The sequence below is a fragment of the Parasphingorhabdus sp. genome (genome assembly GCF_048269915.1).
Lineage (GTDB): Bacteria > Pseudomonadota > Alphaproteobacteria > Sphingomonadales > Sphingomonadaceae > Parasphingorhabdus.
Genome location: NZ_JBLWTY010000004.1, coordinates 129759 through 149164 on the forward strand (window position 1 = coordinate 129759; position 19406 = coordinate 149164).

At 58.2% G+C, this 19406-nt stretch carries 16 protein-coding genes; 7 read left to right on the forward strand and 9 right to left on the reverse strand.

Annotated elements, in window-relative coordinates:
* Positions 1–78 precede the first annotated feature (78 nt).
* From rpe to purH, 3 genes are read left to right on the forward strand one after another with little or no spacing between them, the layout of a single operon-like run.
* Positions 79–741, forward strand: a complete 663-nt coding sequence (gene rpe, locus ACN0WX_RS11960) for a ribulose-phosphate 3-epimerase (RefSeq protein ID WP_417622555.1) — start codon at positions 79–81, stop codon at positions 739–741.
* On the forward strand, positions 738–2525 hold the full coding sequence (locus ACN0WX_RS11965) for a heparinase II/III family protein (protein ID WP_417622556.1): 1788 nt from the start codon (positions 738–740) through the stop codon (positions 2523–2525). Before rpe ends, ACN0WX_RS11965 begins: the two co-directional genes overlap by 4 nt.
* Before the next feature lie 2 nt (positions 2526–2527).
* Complete coding sequence (gene purH / locus ACN0WX_RS11970; protein ID WP_417622557.1) at positions 2528–4120, forward strand: bifunctional phosphoribosylaminoimidazolecarboxamide formyltransferase/IMP cyclohydrolase; 1593 nt, start codon at positions 2528–2530, stop codon at positions 4118–4120.
* 161 nt (positions 4121–4281) lie between these two features.
* Here the strand turns inward: purH and ACN0WX_RS11975 are convergent, their stop codons facing one another.
* The 8 genes from ACN0WX_RS11975 to purE form a co-directional block, all read right to left on the reverse strand.
* The gene (locus tag ACN0WX_RS11975) at positions 4282–4689 is read right to left on the reverse strand and encodes a DUF3035 domain-containing protein (protein WP_417622558.1); all 408 of its coding nucleotides are present in this window, start codon (positions 4687–4689) and stop codon (positions 4282–4284) included.
* A gap of 55 nt (positions 4690–4744) precedes the next feature.
* Entirely contained in the window at positions 4745–5278 is a 534-nt protein-coding gene (gene lspA, locus ACN0WX_RS11980; protein WP_417622559.1) for a signal peptidase II, read from the reverse strand.
* A gap of 90 nt (positions 5279–5368) precedes the next feature.
* A complete protein-coding gene (locus tag ACN0WX_RS11985; protein ID WP_417622560.1) occupies positions 5369–8437 on the reverse strand; it encodes an isoleucine--tRNA ligase in 3069 nt (1022 codons plus the stop codon).
* Between the two features lie 177 nt (positions 8438–8614).
* Entirely contained in the window at positions 8615–9538 is a 924-nt protein-coding gene (locus ACN0WX_RS11990) for a bifunctional riboflavin kinase/FAD synthetase (protein ID WP_417622561.1), read from the reverse strand.
* A gap of 216 nt (positions 9539–9754) precedes the next feature.
* Positions 9755–10972 (reverse strand): dipeptidase, encoded by a 1218-nt coding sequence (locus ACN0WX_RS11995; protein WP_417622562.1) that lies wholly within the window; start codon positions 10970–10972, stop codon positions 9755–9757.
* Positions 10969–11463 carry a dihydrofolate reductase gene (locus tag ACN0WX_RS12000; protein WP_417622563.1) on the reverse strand — a complete coding sequence of 165 codons (495 nt, stop codon included), beginning with the start codon at positions 11461–11463 and terminating at the stop codon, positions 10969–10971. The genes ACN0WX_RS11995 and ACN0WX_RS12000 overlap by 4 nt, the downstream gene beginning before the upstream one ends.
* Before the next feature lie 35 nt (positions 11464–11498).
* Complete coding sequence (locus ACN0WX_RS12005; protein ID WP_417622564.1) at positions 11499–12569, reverse strand: 5-(carboxyamino)imidazole ribonucleotide synthase; 1071 nt, start codon at positions 12567–12569, stop codon at positions 11499–11501.
* A 9-nt stretch (positions 12570–12578) separates the two neighbouring features.
* On the reverse strand, positions 12579–13067 hold the full coding sequence (gene purE / locus ACN0WX_RS12010; RefSeq protein WP_417622565.1) for a 5-(carboxyamino)imidazole ribonucleotide mutase: 489 nt from the start codon (positions 13065–13067) through the stop codon (positions 12579–12581).
* 232 nt (positions 13068–13299) lie between these two features.
* Between purE and ACN0WX_RS12015 the strand changes: the two genes are divergently transcribed.
* On the forward strand, positions 13300–13872 hold the full coding sequence (locus tag ACN0WX_RS12015; RefSeq protein ID WP_417622566.1) for a GGDEF domain-containing protein: 573 nt from the start codon (positions 13300–13302) through the stop codon (positions 13870–13872).
* 10 nt (positions 13873–13882) lie between these two features.
* On the opposite strand, the gene gpmA is transcribed toward ACN0WX_RS12015, so the two are convergent.
* Positions 13883–14569, reverse strand: a complete 687-nt coding sequence (gene gpmA / locus ACN0WX_RS12020) for a 2,3-diphosphoglycerate-dependent phosphoglycerate mutase (RefSeq protein ID WP_417622567.1) — start codon at positions 14567–14569, stop codon at positions 13883–13885.
* Between the two features lie 558 nt (positions 14570–15127).
* Here gpmA and ACN0WX_RS12025 point away from each other — a divergent pair.
* The 3 genes from ACN0WX_RS12025 (at position 15128) to ACN0WX_RS12035 (ending at position 19400) form a co-directional block, all read left to right on the forward strand.
* Positions 15128–17701, forward strand: coding sequence for a TonB-dependent receptor (locus ACN0WX_RS12025; RefSeq protein ID WP_417622568.1), 2574 nt, complete (start codon positions 15128–15130; stop codon positions 17699–17701).
* Positions 17702–17803: 102 nt separating this feature from the next.
* Entirely contained in the window at positions 17804–18964 is a 1161-nt protein-coding gene (locus ACN0WX_RS12030; protein WP_417622569.1) for an iron-containing alcohol dehydrogenase, read from the forward strand.
* The gene (locus ACN0WX_RS12035) at positions 18951–19400 is read left to right on the forward strand and encodes an acyl-CoA thioesterase (protein ID WP_417622570.1); all 450 of its coding nucleotides are present in this window, start codon (positions 18951–18953) and stop codon (positions 19398–19400) included. The genes ACN0WX_RS12030 and ACN0WX_RS12035 overlap by 14 nt, the downstream gene beginning before the upstream one ends.
* Positions 19401–19406: the final 6 nt, after the last annotated feature.

Genomic DNA, 19406 nt, shown 5'->3' on the forward strand with positions numbered 1-19406 from the left:
ACTGTGGCAACAGCAGAATAGCGCCTTGCTTGCGCCGTTCAAAAATCCTACAGCCGGGCGCAGTTTCAAGGAATTGCCATGTCCGACAGCATCCGTATCGCCCCCTCCATCCTTTCCGCCGATTTTGCCCGCTTGGGCGAAGAGGTTCAGGCCATAGACAAGGCCGGTTGCGACTGGGTCCATGTCGACGTGATGGATGGCCATTTCGTCCCCAATATCACGATCGGGCCAGCGGTGGTCAAGGCGCTGCGGCCGCACAGCGCCAAGCCGTTTGATGTCCATCTGATGATCTCGCCGGTCGACCAGTTTCTCGAGGATTTTGCCGAGGCCGGTGCCGATATCATTTCCTTCCATCCGGAAGCCGGCCCGCATCCGCACCGCACGGTGCAGACCATCCAGTCGCTCGGCAAGCAGGCAGGCCTGGTGCTCAATCCGGGGACTCCGCTCGACATACTCGACTATCTGATCGACGATCTCGACCTGATTCTGGTGATGAGCGTCAACCCGGGCTTTGGCGGGCAGAGCTTCATCGACAGCCAGTTGCGCAAGATCGAGGCGATCCGGAAGCGGATTACCGCAACCGGCAAGGATATTCGTCTGGAAGTGGATGGCGGTATTGATCTGAATACAGCACCGAAAGCCATTGCCGCCGGTGCTGATACTCTGGTGGCGGGGACTGCGACCTTCCGGGGCGGACCGGATCACTATGCCGCCAATATCCGCGGCCTGAGGGGTGAATGAGCAGCGGACAATCCGACCGGCTTGAGTTGGGCGACGGTGACCCGGACGATCCGGCGACCCATGACGAGAATGATAGCATAGGCGAAGGCCGTAGTCTGACCCTGCGCCACGACCGGAACCGCGGTCAGTCGCTCGCCGAGCAGGCGACAATGCTTTATTACCGGATGACATGGCGGATGCCGATGCATAGGCTCCGCCTGTCCGGCAAATTGCCCCTGCGCCTGCTCGCCGTGCCGGTTGATCCGGTCGATGGTGACCGGACCCAGGGCATGGCGGTCCGTGCGGGATATTTCCTATTCCGCGGTCTCAAGAAAAAGCATGAAAATATCGATTTTGCCAACCTCAAACTGCCGCCGCAATTTGAAGATTATGTCCATCGCTTTCAGTGGCTGCGCGATCTCGATACCGCCGCGTCGCGCGATCAGGCGGTGCCGGTCGCGGAAAAGCTGATGAGTCAGTGGCTGGATGCCAATGGCGGGAATATTCGCCAGCCGGCATGGCGGCCCGATAATTGTGGCTGGCGGTTGCTGATCTGGGCCAGCCATGCACCACTGATCCTCTCTTCCCGAGACCTGATTTATCGTTCAAAGCTGCTCAACAATATCGCGCGCACCGCTCGCCATCTCGACCGGACGGCGGACAAGGCGGATAGCAGCCTCGGTCGGCTGGTGGCGTGGAGCGGCGTGGTTGCGGCCTCCTTGCTGCTCCCCGAAGGGCGGGTGCGCCAGATCGTCGGCGAAGCGGGACTGGAAAAGGCAATGGGCGAATTTTTCTTCGTCGATGGCGGCTCGGTTTCCCGGTCCCCGCTAACCCAGATGGATGCAGTAATCCTGCTGTCGATGTTGAAACAAGTCTATCTGGCGCGCAAGGAAGATCCACCGGCATTTCTCGAAGAAGCGCTTAACAAAGCGGTTCCGCCGCTGACTGCGCTCACCCATTTTGACGGGACGCTGGGTAACTGGCAGGGCAGCGGCGCCACTTCTGCCGAACAGGTGGCGCAAGTGGTAGAGGCCAGCGGCGTACGTGCCCGGCCACTGCGACAGGCCCGCGACTGGGGCTATCAGCGGGTGTCATCCGGTCGCTCGGTGCTCATCCTTGACGCCGCACCACCGCCGATTGCGCGGATGGCGGTTGCCGGTTGCGCGTCCACCCTGGCCTTTGAATTTTCCAATGGTGATTGCCGGATTATCAGCAATTGTGGCGGGGCAGGACTGGTCGGGGCAACAATACCGGCGACGCTTGCGCGGGGCCTGCGAACCACCGCCGCGCACAGCACATTGTGCATTGCCGACAGCAACAGCACCTCGATCCTGGCCGACGGCAAGCTCGGGCGCGGGGTTAGCGAAGTCGAGCTGTTCCGCCGCGATGTCGAAAATGCCACGAGGCTGGAGGCCAGTCATGACGGCTATGCCCGCCGCTTTGGCCTGATCCACAAACGCTTGCTGCTGATGCGGTCGGACGGTCTCGAACTGCGCGGCGAGGATATGCTGGTTCCCGATGGCAAGAAGCGCCGGCGCCGCAAGGATGATTTCGCCTATGCGTTGCGGTTCCATCTCGGTCCGGATATCGAAAGCGACCTGATTTCGGAAGGCAAGGGCGTGCTGCTGCGGCTGGAAGACGGTAATTTGTGGCAATTCCGCTCGACCAGCGGAGAAATTCAACTGGAGGAAAGCGTTTGGGTGGACGGCATGGGCATAGCCCATGAGGTCAAGCAGATGGTGATCAACGGAACAGTGGGCAGCGGCGGTGGAGCAACCGGCTGGCTGCTCAAACATATGGGGTAGAAATGACGGAAAATATCAAAATTAAACGCGCGCTTTTGTCGGTTTCGGACAAGAGCGGCCTGGCCGATCTCGGCAAGCAGCTGGCGGCCATGGGCGTCGCGCTGATCTCGACTGGCGGCACGGCCAGTGCGCTGCGTGAAGCCGGCCTTGAAGTTGCCGATATCAGCGATGTCACCAATTTCCCCGAAATGATGGATGGCCGGGTCAAGACCCTGCACCCCAAGGTTCACGGCGGCCTGCTGGCGCGCCGCGATGATGCCGGCCATGTCGCATCGATGGAAGAACATGATATTGCCGGAATCGATCTGGTGATCGTCAATCTCTATCCCTTTGCCCAGACCGTCGCCAAGGGTGCGGAGCGCCCCGAGATTATCGAGAATATCGACATCGGCGGCCCGTCGATGGTTCGCAGCGCGGCGAAGAATCACGATTTCGTCACCATCGTCACCGATCCGTCGGACTATGCGACATTGCTGGCCGAGCTGCAGCAGAATGACGGCGGCACATCTTTGGCCTTCCGCAAGAATATGGCCGCAAAAGCCTTTGCCGCGACCGCCCGTTATGACAGCATGATCGCCCAGTGGTTCGGTTTCGCCGATCAGGGCAAGATGTTCCCCGATACGCTGCCGATCACCATGAGCCGTCCGGTCGAACTGCGCTATGGCGAGAATCCGCATCAAAGCGCCGCGCTCTATCTGCCCGACGGCCCGTCCGCCAGAGGCATTGCGCAGGCCGAGCAGCTGCAGGGCAAGGCGCTCAGCTATAATAATTATAACGACGCCGACGCCGCGCTCGAACTGGTCAGCGAATTTCGCGATGGTCCGCCGACGGTGGTGATCGTCAAGCATGCCAATCCCTGCGGTGTCGCGAGCGCTGACAATATCCTCGATGCCTATAAGGCCGCTCTCGCTTGCGACAGCGTCTCGGCCTTCGGCGGTATCATCGCGGTCAACCGCCCGCTTGACGGTGCGGCGGCGGAAGCGATGACCGGTATTTTCACCGAAGTCGTCTGCGCACCCGATGCGGATGAGGAAGCCAGGGCGATTTTCGCCAAGAAGAAGAATCTCCGTTTGCTGCTCACCGGCGAACTGCCTGATCCAGCGCGCACGGGCATGAATATGAAAAATATTGCCGGGGGCTATCTGCTGCAAACCCGCGACAATGGCCAGATCGCCCAGGCTGATCTGAAATGCGTCACCAGGCGCCAGCCGAGCGAGCAGGAAATGGCCGATTGTCTGTTCGCCTGGACGGTCGCCAAACATGTCAAATCCAACGCCATTGTCTACGCCAAGGGCGGGTCAACAGCCGGTGTCGGCGCAGGCCAGATGAACCGCCTCGAATCGGCGCGCATCGCGGCGTGGAAAGCCAGGGATGCGGCGGAAAAAGCGGGCTGGAGCGAGGCCCGCACCATCGGGTCTGCGGTCGCCTCCGACGCCTTCTTCCCCTTCGCCGACGGCCTGCTGGCGGCAGTCGAGGCGGGCGCCACGGCCGTGATCCAGCCCGGCGGTTCAATCCGTGATGATGAAGTGATTGCAGCAGCGGACGAAGCGGGCCTGGCCATGCTGTTCACCGGCATGCGCCATTTTAGACATTAGGGCCCGGTGCCCCGGCGAAGGCCGGGGCCCATCTCCCGAACTATCGTCTGCACATTGGGGTGGCTAGTATCGTGCGCTGCAGGCTCGAGCGCTTTTGCACTCCAACCAAATATTATAAGCAAAATTTCACGAGATGGACCCCTGCCTGCGCAGGGGAGCAACTATTCCGGCGTTGACGCCTGTGCGTTCTGGCCGTCGCCTTCCGGTGCGGCGATGATGTCGCGGGTCACGCTGCCCTTGTCGACGGTGAAGGTTTCCGGATCACCAACCGAGGAACGAATTCCGGCGTCGGCGTCACCCGCCTGACCGACCACGGCCGATTCTGTCACGCTACGCGCTTGCGGACCGCCGAACAAAGCTTCCAGAGTCTGCTGCTGCAAACCGCCGGTTTGCGGACGAGGCTGGCCCGGCTGGGGCGGGGTCAGCGTGAAATCGGGCGGGATCACCAGCGGTGGCTGGCGTGATACGGCAAATTCATCGGGCCGTTCACGGTCAAACAGGCCGGTGGAACCACAGGCCGTCAGGCTGGCCAGCGAAACAAGGCTGATGGCGACGGTGGATTTACGCATGATATTATCCCTCAAAAATCTCTTGTGAAGCCTGATAGCGCGCTCCTGTCACAGGTCAACTTTCCTCAAGCTGAACGCTGTTTTTTGTCTCGTCCTTCTTTTCGCGGATAAGCAGCGCCCGCGCAAGCAGGATCACCACACCGATGCTGATACAGGCGTCGGCGAGGTTGAAAATCAGGAACGGACGGAAGTCACCGACATGCAGGTCGGCAAAATCCGCGACATAGCCGAGCCGCGCACGATCGACGATATTGCCCATCGCTCCGCCGAGGACCATGCTGAGTGCGATAATGTCCCATTTCGCGGTTTCGCGGTTCATCCAGACAAAGACGGCAACACCAATCAGGGCGGTCAGCGTGACCAGCGCCCAGCGCTGAAAATCGCTGGAGGCGGTGAGGAATCCCATCGAAACTCCGTAATTTTCCGCCCAGGTCAGATTGAAAAACGGGATCAGCTCGATCTGGCCTCTGGACGGCAGCTGGAGAGTTTCCATGATGACAAATTTCGATGCCTGATCGAGGGCGAAGATCATAAAGGCAATGATCAGACCGGCGCGCCGGTATTTCTTGATTTGTGCACTATCAGTCATATCAAATTCCGTTCGTGTCGAGCGTAGTCGAGGCACATGGGTAGGGCGCAACGCGTCTCTCGACGTCGCTCGAGACGAACCGAGAGGCGTTCACGCCAATACCTCCGCACAACGCTCACAAAGCGCGCCGTCTTCTTCCACCTCGGGAAGCAAACGCCAGCAGCGACCGCATTTGTGATTTTCGGTCTTGGTCACGCTAATGGCTTCGCCATCGGTGACATCCGCGACAATCGCCAGTTCGGCAAATTCTTCGGTGCTGATCGGCAGATCGGCCATCGGGAAGACAACCTCGGCTTCCAGACTGGAGCGAATGGTTTTCTCACGCCGCAATGGTTCGATGGCTTCGGTGACTTTTTCACGGGCATCGCGAATTTTCTGCCATTTCCCGGCGAGATCAGCGTCCGTCCAACCGGCATCAACCTCAGGCCATTCCTTCAGATGAATACTGTCTTCCTCATCCGGGAACCGGCTCTGCCAGATTTCCTCGGCGGTAAACACCAGCACTGGCGCAATATAGCGCGTCAATGCGTGGAACAATATATCCATCACCGTCCGGTAGGCCATGCGCTTGGGATCGTCCTGTGCATCGCAATAGAGGCAATCCTTGCGGATATCGAAGAAGAAGGCGCTCAGGTCTTCCTGCGCAAAGGCGTTCAATGTCCGCATATAGGGACCGAAGGCAAAATCATTCACATGGCTCTTCAGCTCCGCGTCCACTTCGGCAAGCCGGTGCAGGATATAGCGTTCCAGCTCCGGCATGTCGGCCACGGCAACCCGCTCGGCATCGGTGAAATCACCCAGCCCGCCGAGCATATAGCGGAACGTATTGCGCAATTTGCGGTAGCTGTCCGAAACCCCTTTCAGGATTTCATCGCCGATCCGGTGATCCTCGGTAAAATCGACGCTCGCCGCCCACAGCCGCAAGATATCCGCGCCCTGCACGTCGATGATCTTCTTCGGATCGAGCGTGTTGCCGAGCGACTTCGACATTTTCTTGCCGTTCTTGTCCAGCGTCATCCCGTGGGTCAGCACCGCCTTGTAGGGCGCGCGGCCTCTTGTGCCGCAGGACTCCAGCAGGCTCGACTGGAACCAGCCGCGATGCTGGTCGCTGCCTTCCAGATAGAGGTCCGCCGGGCTGCGCTGCTCCGGCCATTTGCCGCTTTCTAGGACAAAGGCATGGGTGCAGCCGCTGTCGAACCAGACATCGAGAATATCGGTGATCACTTCATAATCATCGAGCTGATGGTCGTTGCCGAGAAAATCCTGGTGATTGGCATTGAACCAGGCATCGGCTCCGCCGGTCTTGAACGCTGCGATGATCCGCGCGTTGACCGCCGGATCATTGAGATATTCGCCGCTCTTGCGGTTGACATAAAGCGCGATCGGCACGCCCCAGGCGCGCTGGCGCGACAGCACCCAGTCGGGGCGACCCTCGACCATCGATTCCAGACGGCGCCGCCCACGTTCCGGCACGAAGCGGACCTTGTTGCGGATCTCGTCGAGCGCGACATCGCGGAGGGTGGCCGAATCCGTTAGCCCTGAGCTTGTCGAAGGGCGCTTCTCGTCCGAGAGGCGTGGTTCGACAGGCTCACCACTAACGGCTTGGCCAACCTGTGTCTCGACTTCGCTCGACACGAACGGAGTTGTTGCGCCCCCATTCCCGTTCGCATCGAGCGAAGTCGAGATGCCCTGAGGAAGAGGTCTGTCCATCGGTACAAACCATTGCGGCGTGCAGCGGTAAATGATCTTCGCTTTCGAGCGCCAGCTGTGCGGATAGCTATGCTTGAAATCGGCGCTCGCCGAGAGCAGGGCACCCGCTTCGCGCAGGTCCGAACAGATCGGGCCTTCCGGACCGTTGAAATTCTTGTTGATCACCCCGCCGGCACGATCGTCGCCACGCGGCAGCCATTCCCAGTCGTCGCGATAGACGCCGTCGGCATCGACCGCGAACACCGGATTGATACCGTTTTTCTTGCACAGATCGAAATCATCCTCGCCGTGATCGGGCGCCATATGGACCAGACCGGTACCCGCATCGGTGGTGACGAAGCTTGAGCCATCGAGAAACGGCCGCGGCTTGGTGTAGAATTCGCTGTCCGGGAATTTGTCGGCCATCGGGTGTTTGGCGGTGGCACCGGCGAGTTGGGAGCCTTTGAAGCGCGCCAATTCTAGCGTCCGGTAGTGTGCTGTCACATCAATTTCTGTGTCTTGGAGTAAACGCGTTAAATGATCCGCGATACGTTGGTCAAAAGCCTCTTTGAGGGCAGCGGCAACAAGAAACTTACAATTAAACAACTTCCGACCGGGGTTGGCATCTGCAGCGGCACTCTGATCACCCCAGCCGACTATTCCAGTACTAACTGTTTCAATCAACACATATTCAACATCCGCCCCATAAGCCAACGCTTGATTAACCGGTATCGTCCAGGGCGTCGTCGTCCAGATTACGGCATGCGCGCCAACCAGTTCCGGCGCATTGGGCGCATCAACAATCTCGAACGCCACATCAATCTGCGTCGAGACAATATCCTCATATTCCACCTCGGCCTCGGCCAACGCAGTTTTCTCGACCGGCGACCACATCACCGGCTTGGCGCCGCGATAGAGCTGGCCGGCTTCGGCAAATTTCAGCAATTCGGTGACAATCGCCGCTTCGGCGTCATAGTCCATCGTCAGATAGGGCTTGTCCCACTCGCCCATCACGCCGAGCCGCTTGAATTCCTCGCGCTGCACACCCACCCATTGGTCGGCATAGGCGCGGCATTCGGCGCGGAATTCGCTGGCCGGAACCTCGTCCTTGTTGCGCTTTTTCTTGCGATATTGTTCCTCGATCTTCCACTCGATCGGCAGGCCGTGACAATCCCAGCCCGGTACATAAGGCGCGTCCTTGCCGAGCAGGCTCTGCGAGCGGACAACCAGATCCTTCAGCGTCTTGTTGAGGCTGTGGCCGATATGGATATTGCCATTGGCATAAGGCGGGCCATCGTGAAGGATGAATTTCTCGCGCCCGGCGCGGGCTGCGCGCAGCTTTTCATAGAGACCGATCTTCTGCCAGCGCTCCAGTATCGCCGGTTCCTTTTGGGCAAGGCCGGCTTTCATCGGGAAATCGGTTTTCGGCAGGAAAACCGTGTCTTTATAATCTGCTTTGGGATCGGTCATGATCGCGGGGATTAGGGGAGGTTGCGAGCGTGTGCAAGCATGGTTTTTGCAGTGCGATATGAGGAATTTTTTCCTCATCCGTTGGCCCTGAGCTTGTCGAAGGGCGCTTATGGTCTTGAGGGGGCGTTGGACAGGCTCAGGGCTAACGGCAGCCAGACTCACCACGAACCGATATACTCATGCCAACAACTCTTTCGCCTTGGTGCAATCCTTGTCCATCTGCACTTTGAGCGCCTCGAGATCGTCAAATTTCTCTTCGCCGCGCAGGAAATGGTGTAGCTCAACTTCAATGGTCTGGCCGTAGATTTCCTCGGCAAAATCGAAGAAATGGGGTTCGAGCAATTCCTTCGGCGGGTCGAACATCGGGCGGACGCCCAGGCTGGCCGCGCCGTTCAGCACCCGGCCATCGGGCAGGCGGCCCTTGACCGCGTAAATGCCATATTTCGGGCGCAGATAGTGGCCCATGTCTATATTGGCGGTGGGATAGCCAAATTCCCGTCCGTTCTTGTCACCGTGGATGACCTCGCCCTGAATCGCAAACGGACGGGTCAGCAGGCGGTTCGCTTCTTCGCAATCGCCGTCTTTCAGCGCCCTTCGGATGCGGCTCGAGGAGATGATATCGTCGCTGTCGCTGATCGCCCGCACCGCCTCGGTCTTCAGGTCGTGCGCCGCACCGACCTCGCGCAGCATATCGATATTGCCCTTGGCCCCCTTGCCAAAGGTGAAATCCGCGCCGGTAACCACGCCCGCCGCACCAAAGCGTTCGACCAGCAGCTTGGCGATAAAATCCTCTGCCGTGGTTGCCGCAAGCCCACCGTCAAATTCGAAAACCAGCATCGCGCTCGCCCCGGCGTCGGCGAACAGCCGCTGGCGCTGATCGAGACTGGTCAGGCGGAAGGGGGCGACATCGGGTTTGAAAAAACGTACCGGATGCGGATCAAAAGTCGCGATGATCGCCGGTCGGCCTTCTTCCCGCGCCCAGCGCAGCGCCTTGCCCGCGACCGCCTGGTGGCCGAAATGAAAGCCGTCAAAATTACCCAGCGCGATGATCGCACCGCGCAGGTCGCCTTCGATCCGGTCTTTTCCGTTTAGTCGTTGCATGGGATGTTCATTAGCTACAAATTGTCATTCCGGAAGCAGATTTCTTCCAAATCTATGATTTGGTTAGGAAATCTAGCTGTCCGGAATCCAGTGTCAGGCTGTTCAGACGAGAGGTGGATTCCGGGTTCCAAGATATGCTGATGAAAAACATACTGTTTTTCAAGCATTTCTAGGCCCCGGAATGACAATTTGGATGGATGGACCCTTGAAGGCTGATCAAGTTGCCGTCGTGCTAGTGGCTGGTTCAACCGCTTCTTGCGGAAGATCCTTCATCGGCACCAGCCCCGCCTTGATCACCCGCAGTGCGTTCAGCCCCATCACCGCCCGAATTTCCGCCTCGCTAAAGCCGGCGTCCATTAGCGCCTGGGTGATCTGGACAACGCCGCTGGTGTCAAAGCGCGTGGTCACCGCGCCGTCAAAATCGCTGCCCAGCGCGACATGCTCGATGCCGACCAGATCGCGGACATGTTTCGCTGCTTTGGCCACGGTCGCCGGATCGGTGTCGCACATTGCGCCGTCCCAGTAACCCAGGCCGATGACGCCGCCGGTTGCGGCAACACCCTTAATCTCTTCGTCGGTCAGGTTGCGATTGACTCCACACACCGCCTGCACGCCGCCATGGCTGGAAACCACCGGCCGCCGCGCCATTTTGAGAATGTCGGCTACGGTCGCGTGGCTCGAATGGGCGATATCGACGATCATGCCCATCGCCTCCATGTCGCGAACGATATTACGACCGAAATCGGTGAGACCGGCTTTTTCAATGCCATGCATTGATCCGGCCAGTTCATTGTCGAAAAAATGCACCAGCCCCGCCATCCGCATGCCGGAAGCATAAAGTTTTTTCAGATTGGCGCGCTTACCTTCCAGCGTCTGCAGACCCTCGGCGGAGAATAATACGCCTATCGGCTTGTCCTGCCCTGCGCGTGCGCTGGCGAGTCGATCAAGATGTGCCGGGGTGCGCACCGAATGCATCGCACTGCCGGATTGTTCGACGGCCCGGTCCAGTTTCTGCGCGTGATACAGCTGCCGTTCGAGCAGCGAGAACCAGGTTCGCACCGGCTGCAACTGAGCCATGGCCAGCAAGGTGATATTGTCCGTGTCGGCGCTGTTGCTGTCGTAATTCTGGCCTTTGGGTGTCTTGGTCACGCTGGAAAAAATCTGCAGGCCCACATTCCCCTTCTGCAACCGGTTGAGATCGATATGGCCATAGTCGGCGCTGTCCGTGATCTTGCGTTTCCAAAGCAAAGTGTCGCCGTGCAGATCGACGATCATCAGGCTGTCGTGCAGTTTCTGGGCGTCCGCGCGGATTTCGGGTAGCGGCTTGCCATCGACCATATTGGTCTGCTTCTCGAACCAGGCCGGACCGAAAATCAGAAATCCCGCAAGCGATATCCCGATCAGGCTGAGGAGCGTCAGCAATATTTTTTTCATGGTGTTTTTCGTATCAGGGTTACGAAGCTGTAGCCGGGCTGTCCGTTTTTCGCATCGTGATCCTCGCGCGCGGTTTCTTCCCAAAGGGCTTTGTCAAACGGCTTCATCTTGATGTCGCCTTTCGGTTTTATATGCACTTCGGTGAGTTCGATCCGGTCCGCCCTTTCCAGAACGGCCTTGTAAATTTCCGCTCCGCCAATCACCGCGATATGCGGAGCATTGGCCTTTTTCAGCGCTTGATCAACGGTGTGTACGATCTCCACCCCATCGGCTTCCCAATGCTTGTCCCGGGTCAGCACGATATGGCGCCGCCCGGGCAACATGCCGGGCAGGCTGTCAAATGTCTTGCGGCCCATGATCATCGGTTTGCCCATGGTCATGCGCTTGAAGCGCCGCTGATCTTCCGGCAGGCGCCAGGGTATGGTGTCGCCATCGCCGATCACGCCGTTGTCGGCGCGGGCGAGGAATAGGATGATTTCAGGATGGTTCATGCGCGAGGCCTAGCGCAGTTCCCGCAGACTGCAAATTAGAAATGCAATTTAGTGACATGGCCCATTTTGCGGCCCGGCCGGCTTTCGCCCTTGCCATAGAGATGCAGGTGGTTGGCACCGTCGGATAGCAACGCCTGCCAGTCACCGGCCTGGGCCCCGATCAGATTGTGCATCTCGACCTTTTTCGCGGTGAGTCCGGTGTCGCCCAGCGGCAGTCCGCAGATCGCCCGAATATGGTTTTCAAACTGGCTGGTGACCGCACCCTCGATGGACCAGTGGCCGCTGTTATGGACCCGGGGTGCCATTTCGTTAAACACCGGGCCATCCCCGGTGGCAAAAAATTCGCAGGTGAGAACGCCGACATAGTTCATCGATTCAGCCATTTTTGCGGCCAGTGCGCGGGCATCGTCCTGTTGCGCCGCTATCGCGTCCGGGGCGGGAGCTGTGGAGACGGCCAATATCCCGTCCACATGCACGTTATGCGGCGTATCCCAGAAGCGGACTTCGCCATCCTGTCCGCGCACCAATATCACCGAAAATTCATGGCTGAAGGTGACAAAGCCTTCTGCAACGCAGGGCTGCTGTCCGACCGCATCCCAATGTTCGTCAAGATCATCGCCTGGCTGAATCCGCGACTGGCCCTTGCCGTCATAGCCCATGCGGATGGTCTTGAGAATCGCCGGCGCACCAATTTCGGTTATCGCCTGCTCGAGCGATGCACGGTCGGTCACTTCGGCAAAGGGGGCAGTAGTGCCGCCATGATTCCGGGCGAAATTCTTTTCGGCAACACGGTTTTGCGCAATGTCCAGCGCGGCAATCGGCGGATGCAGTGGCGCGCAGCCCGCGATTGTGTGCAGCGGATCGACCGGCACATTCTCGAACTCGAAGCTGATCACGTCGCAACTCTCGGCGAAGCGGGTCAGGGATTCAATGTCGTCATCCTGCGCGCAGGTAAATTCTGCCGACACTTCGGCGGCAATGCTGTTCGGGTCCGGTGCATAGATATGGCAGCGATAGCCGAGCTGCGCCGCTGCCACGCTCAGCATCCGGCCGAGCTGGCCGCCGCCCAATATACCGATGGTGGATCCGGGAGGGAGCGTCTGCATATATTTCGGCTATTTCGGCTGGGCAGCGACGGCTTCGGTCTGCGCCGCACGCCATGCGTCCAGTCGTTCGGCCAGCGCCGGGTCCGAATTGGCGAGGATCGCCGCTGCCAGAAGTGCTGCATTTTTTGCGCCTGCTTCCCCGATGGCGAGAGTTCCCACCGGGATGCCCGCGGGCATTTGCGCGATCGAAAGCAGGCTGTCGATGCCGTTCAGTGCTTTCGACTGGATCGGAACGCCAAGCACCGGGATGCGGGTCATCGATGCCGCCATGCCGGGCAGATGCGCTGCGCCGCCTGCACCCGCAATAATGACCTGCAGGCCGCGATCCGCCGCCGTCGTTGCATAATCATAAAGCCGGCCAGGGGTCCGATGCGCCGAGACGATTTTCTGTTCATGGGCAATGCCCAGATCGGTCAAAAAATCGCTGGCAAGCTTCATCGTAGCCCAGTCCGACTGGCTGCCCATGATAATTCCAACAGGAGGTGATGCTTCGACCATTTTCGTCCCTGACAAATGCTGCGGAAGCAATGTGGCTTAGTCGGGAATTGGTGCGGACGCAATGACACATATTGCCCCAGGCGGATTTCGTGGTGCGGGCCGCTTTGTGACGGCTTGATTGTGGTGGCTGGAAATATAATCGAAAGTTGGGTAGTATCGACAATAAATAGTCCCGTTATTCCTGCAAATAGATGCAAATATAGTTATATCATAACAAAGGGCAGTGATTAATATGCAACAGCATCATGAGAGCAATGATCATGAATGCGTCAATTGCCGCCGACTTCAGCAGGAAATAATTGCGCTGAAAGAAGAGCTCGCCGAAATGAAACGTCATGCTTATCATGACGCGCTGACCGGCTTGTCGAACCGCCGGTTCTTCATTGAAAATGTAGAAAACCGGATTTCGCGGTGCATGCGATATGGTGACAAATGCGCCTTGCTGTTCCTCGATGTCGACAATTTGAAAGCGATCAATGACAAACATGGTCACGTGGCTGGCGATCTGGTGCTGGTGCGGTTGAGCGAAATATTGAAACGTCACACCCGGACATCGGATGTGGTGGCACGGATTGGCGGCGACGAATTTGGCCTGTTGCTCGACAATCTGGATCGCGACCAGGTGTTGGCCAAAATCGCCTTTTTCATGAAACGGTTCAGCACGGCCAATTGCACCCTGAACGGCAAGCAATTGCCGCTTGGCGCAGCCATTGGTTACTGCTTCGTCGGTCCGCAAGATACGGTGGAAGGACTAATGTCCCGCGCGGATGCCGCGATGTACCGCGCGAAAGACAAGTTCGAATAATCGTCGGGGACTATCGTTCGGAAAGATAATAGCGCTCGATCTCGCCCAGGTCATCATCCAGCTCATAGATGATAGGCTGGCCGGTCGGTATCTCCAGTCCGGTAATTTCGTCGTCCGGAATTTTCGAAAGATGCTTGACCAGCGCGCGGAGGCTATTGCCATGCGCCGAAATCAGGACTCTTTTGCCATTCTGCAATTCCGGAGCGATCCGGCTCTTCCAATAGGGCAAGACCCGCGCGATCGTGTCCTTCAGGCTTTCGGTCGCCGGCACTTCTATGCCCTTGTAGCGCGGGTCGCTGGACATTTGATAAGGACTGTCCGATGCCATTGGCGGTGGCGGCGTATCAAAGCTGCGGCGCCAGATATGGACCTGCTCGTCACCGTGTTTTTCGCGCGTTTCCTGCTTGTTGAGACCCGTCAGGCCGCCATAGTGGCGCTCGTTGAGCCGGTAATTTTTCTCCACCGGCAACCACAGGCGCCCCATTTCCTCCAGCGCGAGATTGAGAGTCTTGATCGCCCGGGTCTGGACGCTGGTGAAGCAGACATCCGGATCGATGCCCCGTTCCTTCATCAGCTGGCCGGCTGCCCTGGCTTCCTCAATGCCTTTTTCGGTAACATCGACATCCCACCAGCCGGTAAAGCGGTTTTCCAGATTCCATTGCGACTGGCCATGGCGAAGAAGGATGAGTTGCGGCATCGGTTGTCCTTATGCTTGTGTTTGCTGTCCTCTAGCGACGATGACTGGGGTCGCCAAGTCCGATTTCAGGGGAATATATGTCTCGGCGCGGAAAAGGCACCAGGCGAACTGACCGGACAAGGGCCTGGCCACGTCGGCATTTTCGGCCAGTCAGATAGCAGGCAACCGACCAGCCAACGAGAGTTTGTCAGGGCAGTAACATATAGAATCTGAGCCCGTTCATTATCCAGATGGCCCCGGCTGGACAGCATATGCTCTGCGCCGACCGACAGATAGGCGAAGGCGCGCGAATCATTCGCCGTGGCCTGCTAAAAACGGGCATTGTTTATGTGGTATTTTGACACCTACTCTTAGCCATAAGCGCCAATTTCCGCGCTTTTCTTGCCGGGGAGATTGTCGCATAATTGCAACATTCTCTCTGGAATCGGGCCGGATTTCCCCTCTCTGCTTGATTTAACGGCTCAATTAAACGAGTCCTCCATGCGTAGCTGTCGTAATAAAAGCCAGGTCCCCCAGGAAAAAGGCGACGACGACAGTGAGTTTAACGGGAGAAGATACATGAAAACCATCAATAAATTTCTCATGGCGGCACTGTGTACCACGGCCATGACCACCCCGGCTTTTGCGCAAGACCAAGCGCAGGAAGCGGAAACCTTCGACGATGATATTATCATCGTGACGGCAACCCGCCGGGCCGAAGATGTCCAGGACATTCCAATCGCCGTGACCGCGGTGAGCCCTGTTCAGCTTGAGCAGCAGGGCGTCGTCAATGTTCAGAATATCGGCAGCGTATCGCCAAGCTTCTCGACCTCCAACGCGCAAACGGCGTCAGGAACAGTTGTGCTTCGTATTCGCGGTGTGGGTACAACGTCCAACAATATCGGCTTTGAATCGGCCGTGGGTATCTTCGTAGATGGTGCCTATCAATCCCGCCCCGGTGTTGCGCTGGGCGAATTTGTCGATGTCGAACGCGTCGAAGTTCTTCGCGGTCCGCAGGGAACCCTGTTCGGACGTAACACCTCAGCCGGTGCCTTGAATATCACCAACAAGCGCCCCGATCTCAATGATTTTGGTGGCTTCGTGAACGCGACCTATGGCAATTTCGACCATTTGAGCGTGCAGGGCGCGATCAACGCTCCGATCATCGAAGATACACTGGCGCTGCGCGTGACTGGTGCTTATCGGAAGCGTGATGGTTTCGTGAATATCATCGACAGCGCCGGCAACAGCGTTGGCGATTCCAATAATGTTGATCAATATCTTCTGCGGGGCCAGCTTGGTTTCGAAAGCGAAAGCGGGATCCAGGCGCGCCTGATTGTCGATTATTCCAAGAGCGATGCCAGCTGCTGTGCGGCGATCGAACTCCTCCAGTCCGGTGTCGAAACCGCTGGTGTGTTCGGCGCTGTCGGACTGGGCGCGCGCGGCGGGATGGCGGCTCCCGACGTAGCGATCAACCCGTTCGACACGGTTGCGGCGCAGCGTGCGGTTGATAATCGTATTGCAACTTCTGATCAAAGAGCGAATCCATCCAACGATCAATGGGGCGTTACAGCCGAAGTTGACTTTCCGATCGGCGACAGCGCGGACCTGATTTATATCGGCTCCTATCGTGAGTTCCGCGCGGAAGAAGCATATGATTCCGATTTCTCCGGCCTCGATGTTTTTAACGTCCTTCCCGGCGGCGGAACAGCGATTGACACCATGACCCATGAATTGCGTGTGCAGGGTGAAGCCTTTGACGGCGCGCTGAACTGGCTTGTTGGCGGCTATTATTCTGATGAAGATATTTCGCAAACGGTCAACTTTGGCCTTGGCGTGGATTATGATCGTCTGGTTGGCGCTCTGCTTGGTGCCGGCACGGGGGGTGCGACATTGAACCCGCTCAGCCCGATCTTCCTTGGTGCAACACCGTTCCAGACGTTGACTGGTGTCGATCCGGCGACTGTGCGTGCGACCAACGCCTATACACAAAGCAGCAAGAGCTGGTCGATCTTCACGCATAACACGCTGGAAGTGGCCGAAGGACTGAAGCTGACCCTGGGTTTGCGTTATTCCGATGAAAGCAAGGATGGATCATTCTCGCAACCGGCAATCACCAACAACCTCTGCCCTGCAGTATTGGGCCAGATTGGTGCAGGCAATGTACCCGCCCCTCTGATCTCCAATATTTACGGCCTGGGTTGCTTCGCCTTTACGGCGCCGGCAATTGGCACCGATGCCATTCCTTTCCCGCTACCACGGCCTTTCGACACCAAGTTTAGCGACGAGGAGCTGATCTACACGGGCAAGATAAGCTATGAATTTGCTGCGCCGGTTACCGTTTATGCCAGCTTTACCCATGGTTATAAGTCTGGTGGTTTCAACTTGGACTCGACAGCGGCCTCCGGTGGTGCGGACCCCCGCTTTTTGTCGGAAGAGGTTGATGCCTATGAAGTGGGCTTGAAGGCAAAGTTCCTCGATAATGCGGTTACTCTGAATTTGGCCGGGTTCCACGAGAAGTTCTCGAACTTCCAGGTGCTGGAATTCACCGGTGCGCAATTCACGACGTTCAACGTGCCTATTGCAAAATCAACCGGGGTTGAACTGGAAACGGTTATCCGTCCCAGCAGCAATCTGACGATAAATGGCGGCCTGACCTATACGGATGCCAGATATCCGGACAATTGCGCCGGAACACAAACCTCTGCCAACGTGTTGAGCCTGTGTGGTCATTCGCTGACCAACGCTCCGAAATGGGTTGGCATCATGGGGGCAACCTATGACCGCGATCTGGGCACGAACATGAAGTTTTTCGTGAACGGCCAGATCCGCATGGAAAGTGATCGTCGGACCTCGACGCAGGCGATTGTCGTTCCGAGTGCGGCAGCGATTGCGGCAGCAGGCAGCGTTCAGGCAGCGGTCGATGTTGCTGCGCTTAACCCGTTTGATGTTCAGGACAGCAATGTAAAGATCAACATGCGCGCCGGTATCGCTGATATCGACGACGCATGGGGTATCGAGGCCTGGGTTACCAACCTGACCAACGAAGTGACCCGCGGTGTGACGTTCAACACCGTGCTTCGTTCGGGTTCACGCTCGGCCTTCATTCAGGAACCCCGCATGTATGGCCTGACCCTGCGCGGCAAATTCTAGGCGCGACCGAAATGGAGTGACATTTCGTCACCAGATAACAGGGGCCGGTTTTCCGGCCCCTTTTTATTGCGCGGTCGGGCCATTGGTGCAAAAGACCGGGATATGAAAAACTTTATCTTCCAGACCGTTCCCGTGCTCCACTTTGGCGAAGGCTGTCTCGCCGAACTTCCTGGGCAAATCGCGGCGTTGCGCGCATCCCGGCCGATGATTGTGACTGACAAGGGCATCGTCGGTGCCGGTCTGATCGCACCGGTTGAAAAAACATTGTCGGATGCTGGGCTGGCGGTTGAAATATTCGATGCGGTGGTCGCAGATCCGCCGGAAGCCATTGTCGAGCAGGCTATCGCTGCAGCGCAGGCAGCCGGCGTGGATATTGTCATCGGGCTGGGCGGCGGCAGTTCGCTCGATACTGCCAAGGTGGTGGCCGCTCTCTCCGTCGATGGCGCGCAGTCGCTCGCGGATGTTTACGGTGTCGGCGCGCTCGAACGAAAAGGCCTGCCGACGATCCTGATCCCGACCACGTCCGGCACCGGATCGGAAGTCACGGCCATCTCGATTCTGACCACCGGCAAAACCACCAAGGCGGGCATTGTCTCGCCGCATCTGGTTGCCGATGTCGCCTTGCTCGACCCGGCGCTGACTCTCGGGCTGCCCGCCGATGTGACCGCCGCGACCGGAATCGATGCGATGGTCCATGCGATCGAATCCTATACCAGCCGGAACGGCAAGAATCCGGTTTCCGATATGTTCGCTGTCGAGGCGCTGAAATTGCTCACCGCCCATATCGAGACCGCCTGTTCAGATGGGCAGAACATGCAAGCCCGCGAAGCGATGCTGCGCGGGTCGATGCTCGCCGGGCAGGCCTTTGCCAATAGCCCGGTCGGCGCGATCCACGCGCTCGCCTATCCGCTCGGCGGCATTTATCATATCCCGCACGGCCTCTCCAACGCCCTGGTCATGCCTTATGTGATGCAGTTTAATCTCGAGGCCGCCGCGCCGCTTTATGCGGAACTGGCCGATGCGCTCGACATCCCCCGTGGCGCACAGAATAGCGTCGAGGCAAGGGCGCAGCAGCTGATCGACTATCTCGAAGCGTTGGCGGTGAAAGTGAAAGCGCCGCGCAAGCTGCGAGAGATTGGAATCGCGCAGGACGCGACAAGCGAACTGGCGGAAGCGGCGATGCTGCAAACCCGCCTGCTGGTCAATAATCCCAAGGAAGTGACGCTGGCTGACGCGCAAAGGATTTACGATGCCGCCTGGTAAGCAATCAAGAGCCGCGCCACCGGTTCGGGCGGACTATCGCACCGGGTCCGCGATCACGACGCGCTGGAACGACAATGATCCTTATGGTCATGTCAATAATGCGATCTATTATTTCTGGTTCGACACAGCGGTAAACCGCTATCTGATAGAGCAGGGGGCGCTCGACATCACCGGCGGTGAAACCATTGGTCTGGTGGTGAATACCAGCTGCGATTATTTTGCGCCGATTGCCTTTCCCGATGCGGTGATGGCCCGCATCCGGGTCGACCGGCTCGGCAATAGCAGTGTCACCTACGGCGTAGGCCTGTTTCGCGGTGACGAGGACGTGGCTTCGGCCGCGGGCAGCTTCACCCATGTCTATGTTGATCGCGAAACCCGGCGCCCGGTTGCTCTTCCCGCCCTCTTGCGTTCGGCGCTGGAAGCGATAGAGGTTTAATCAGAC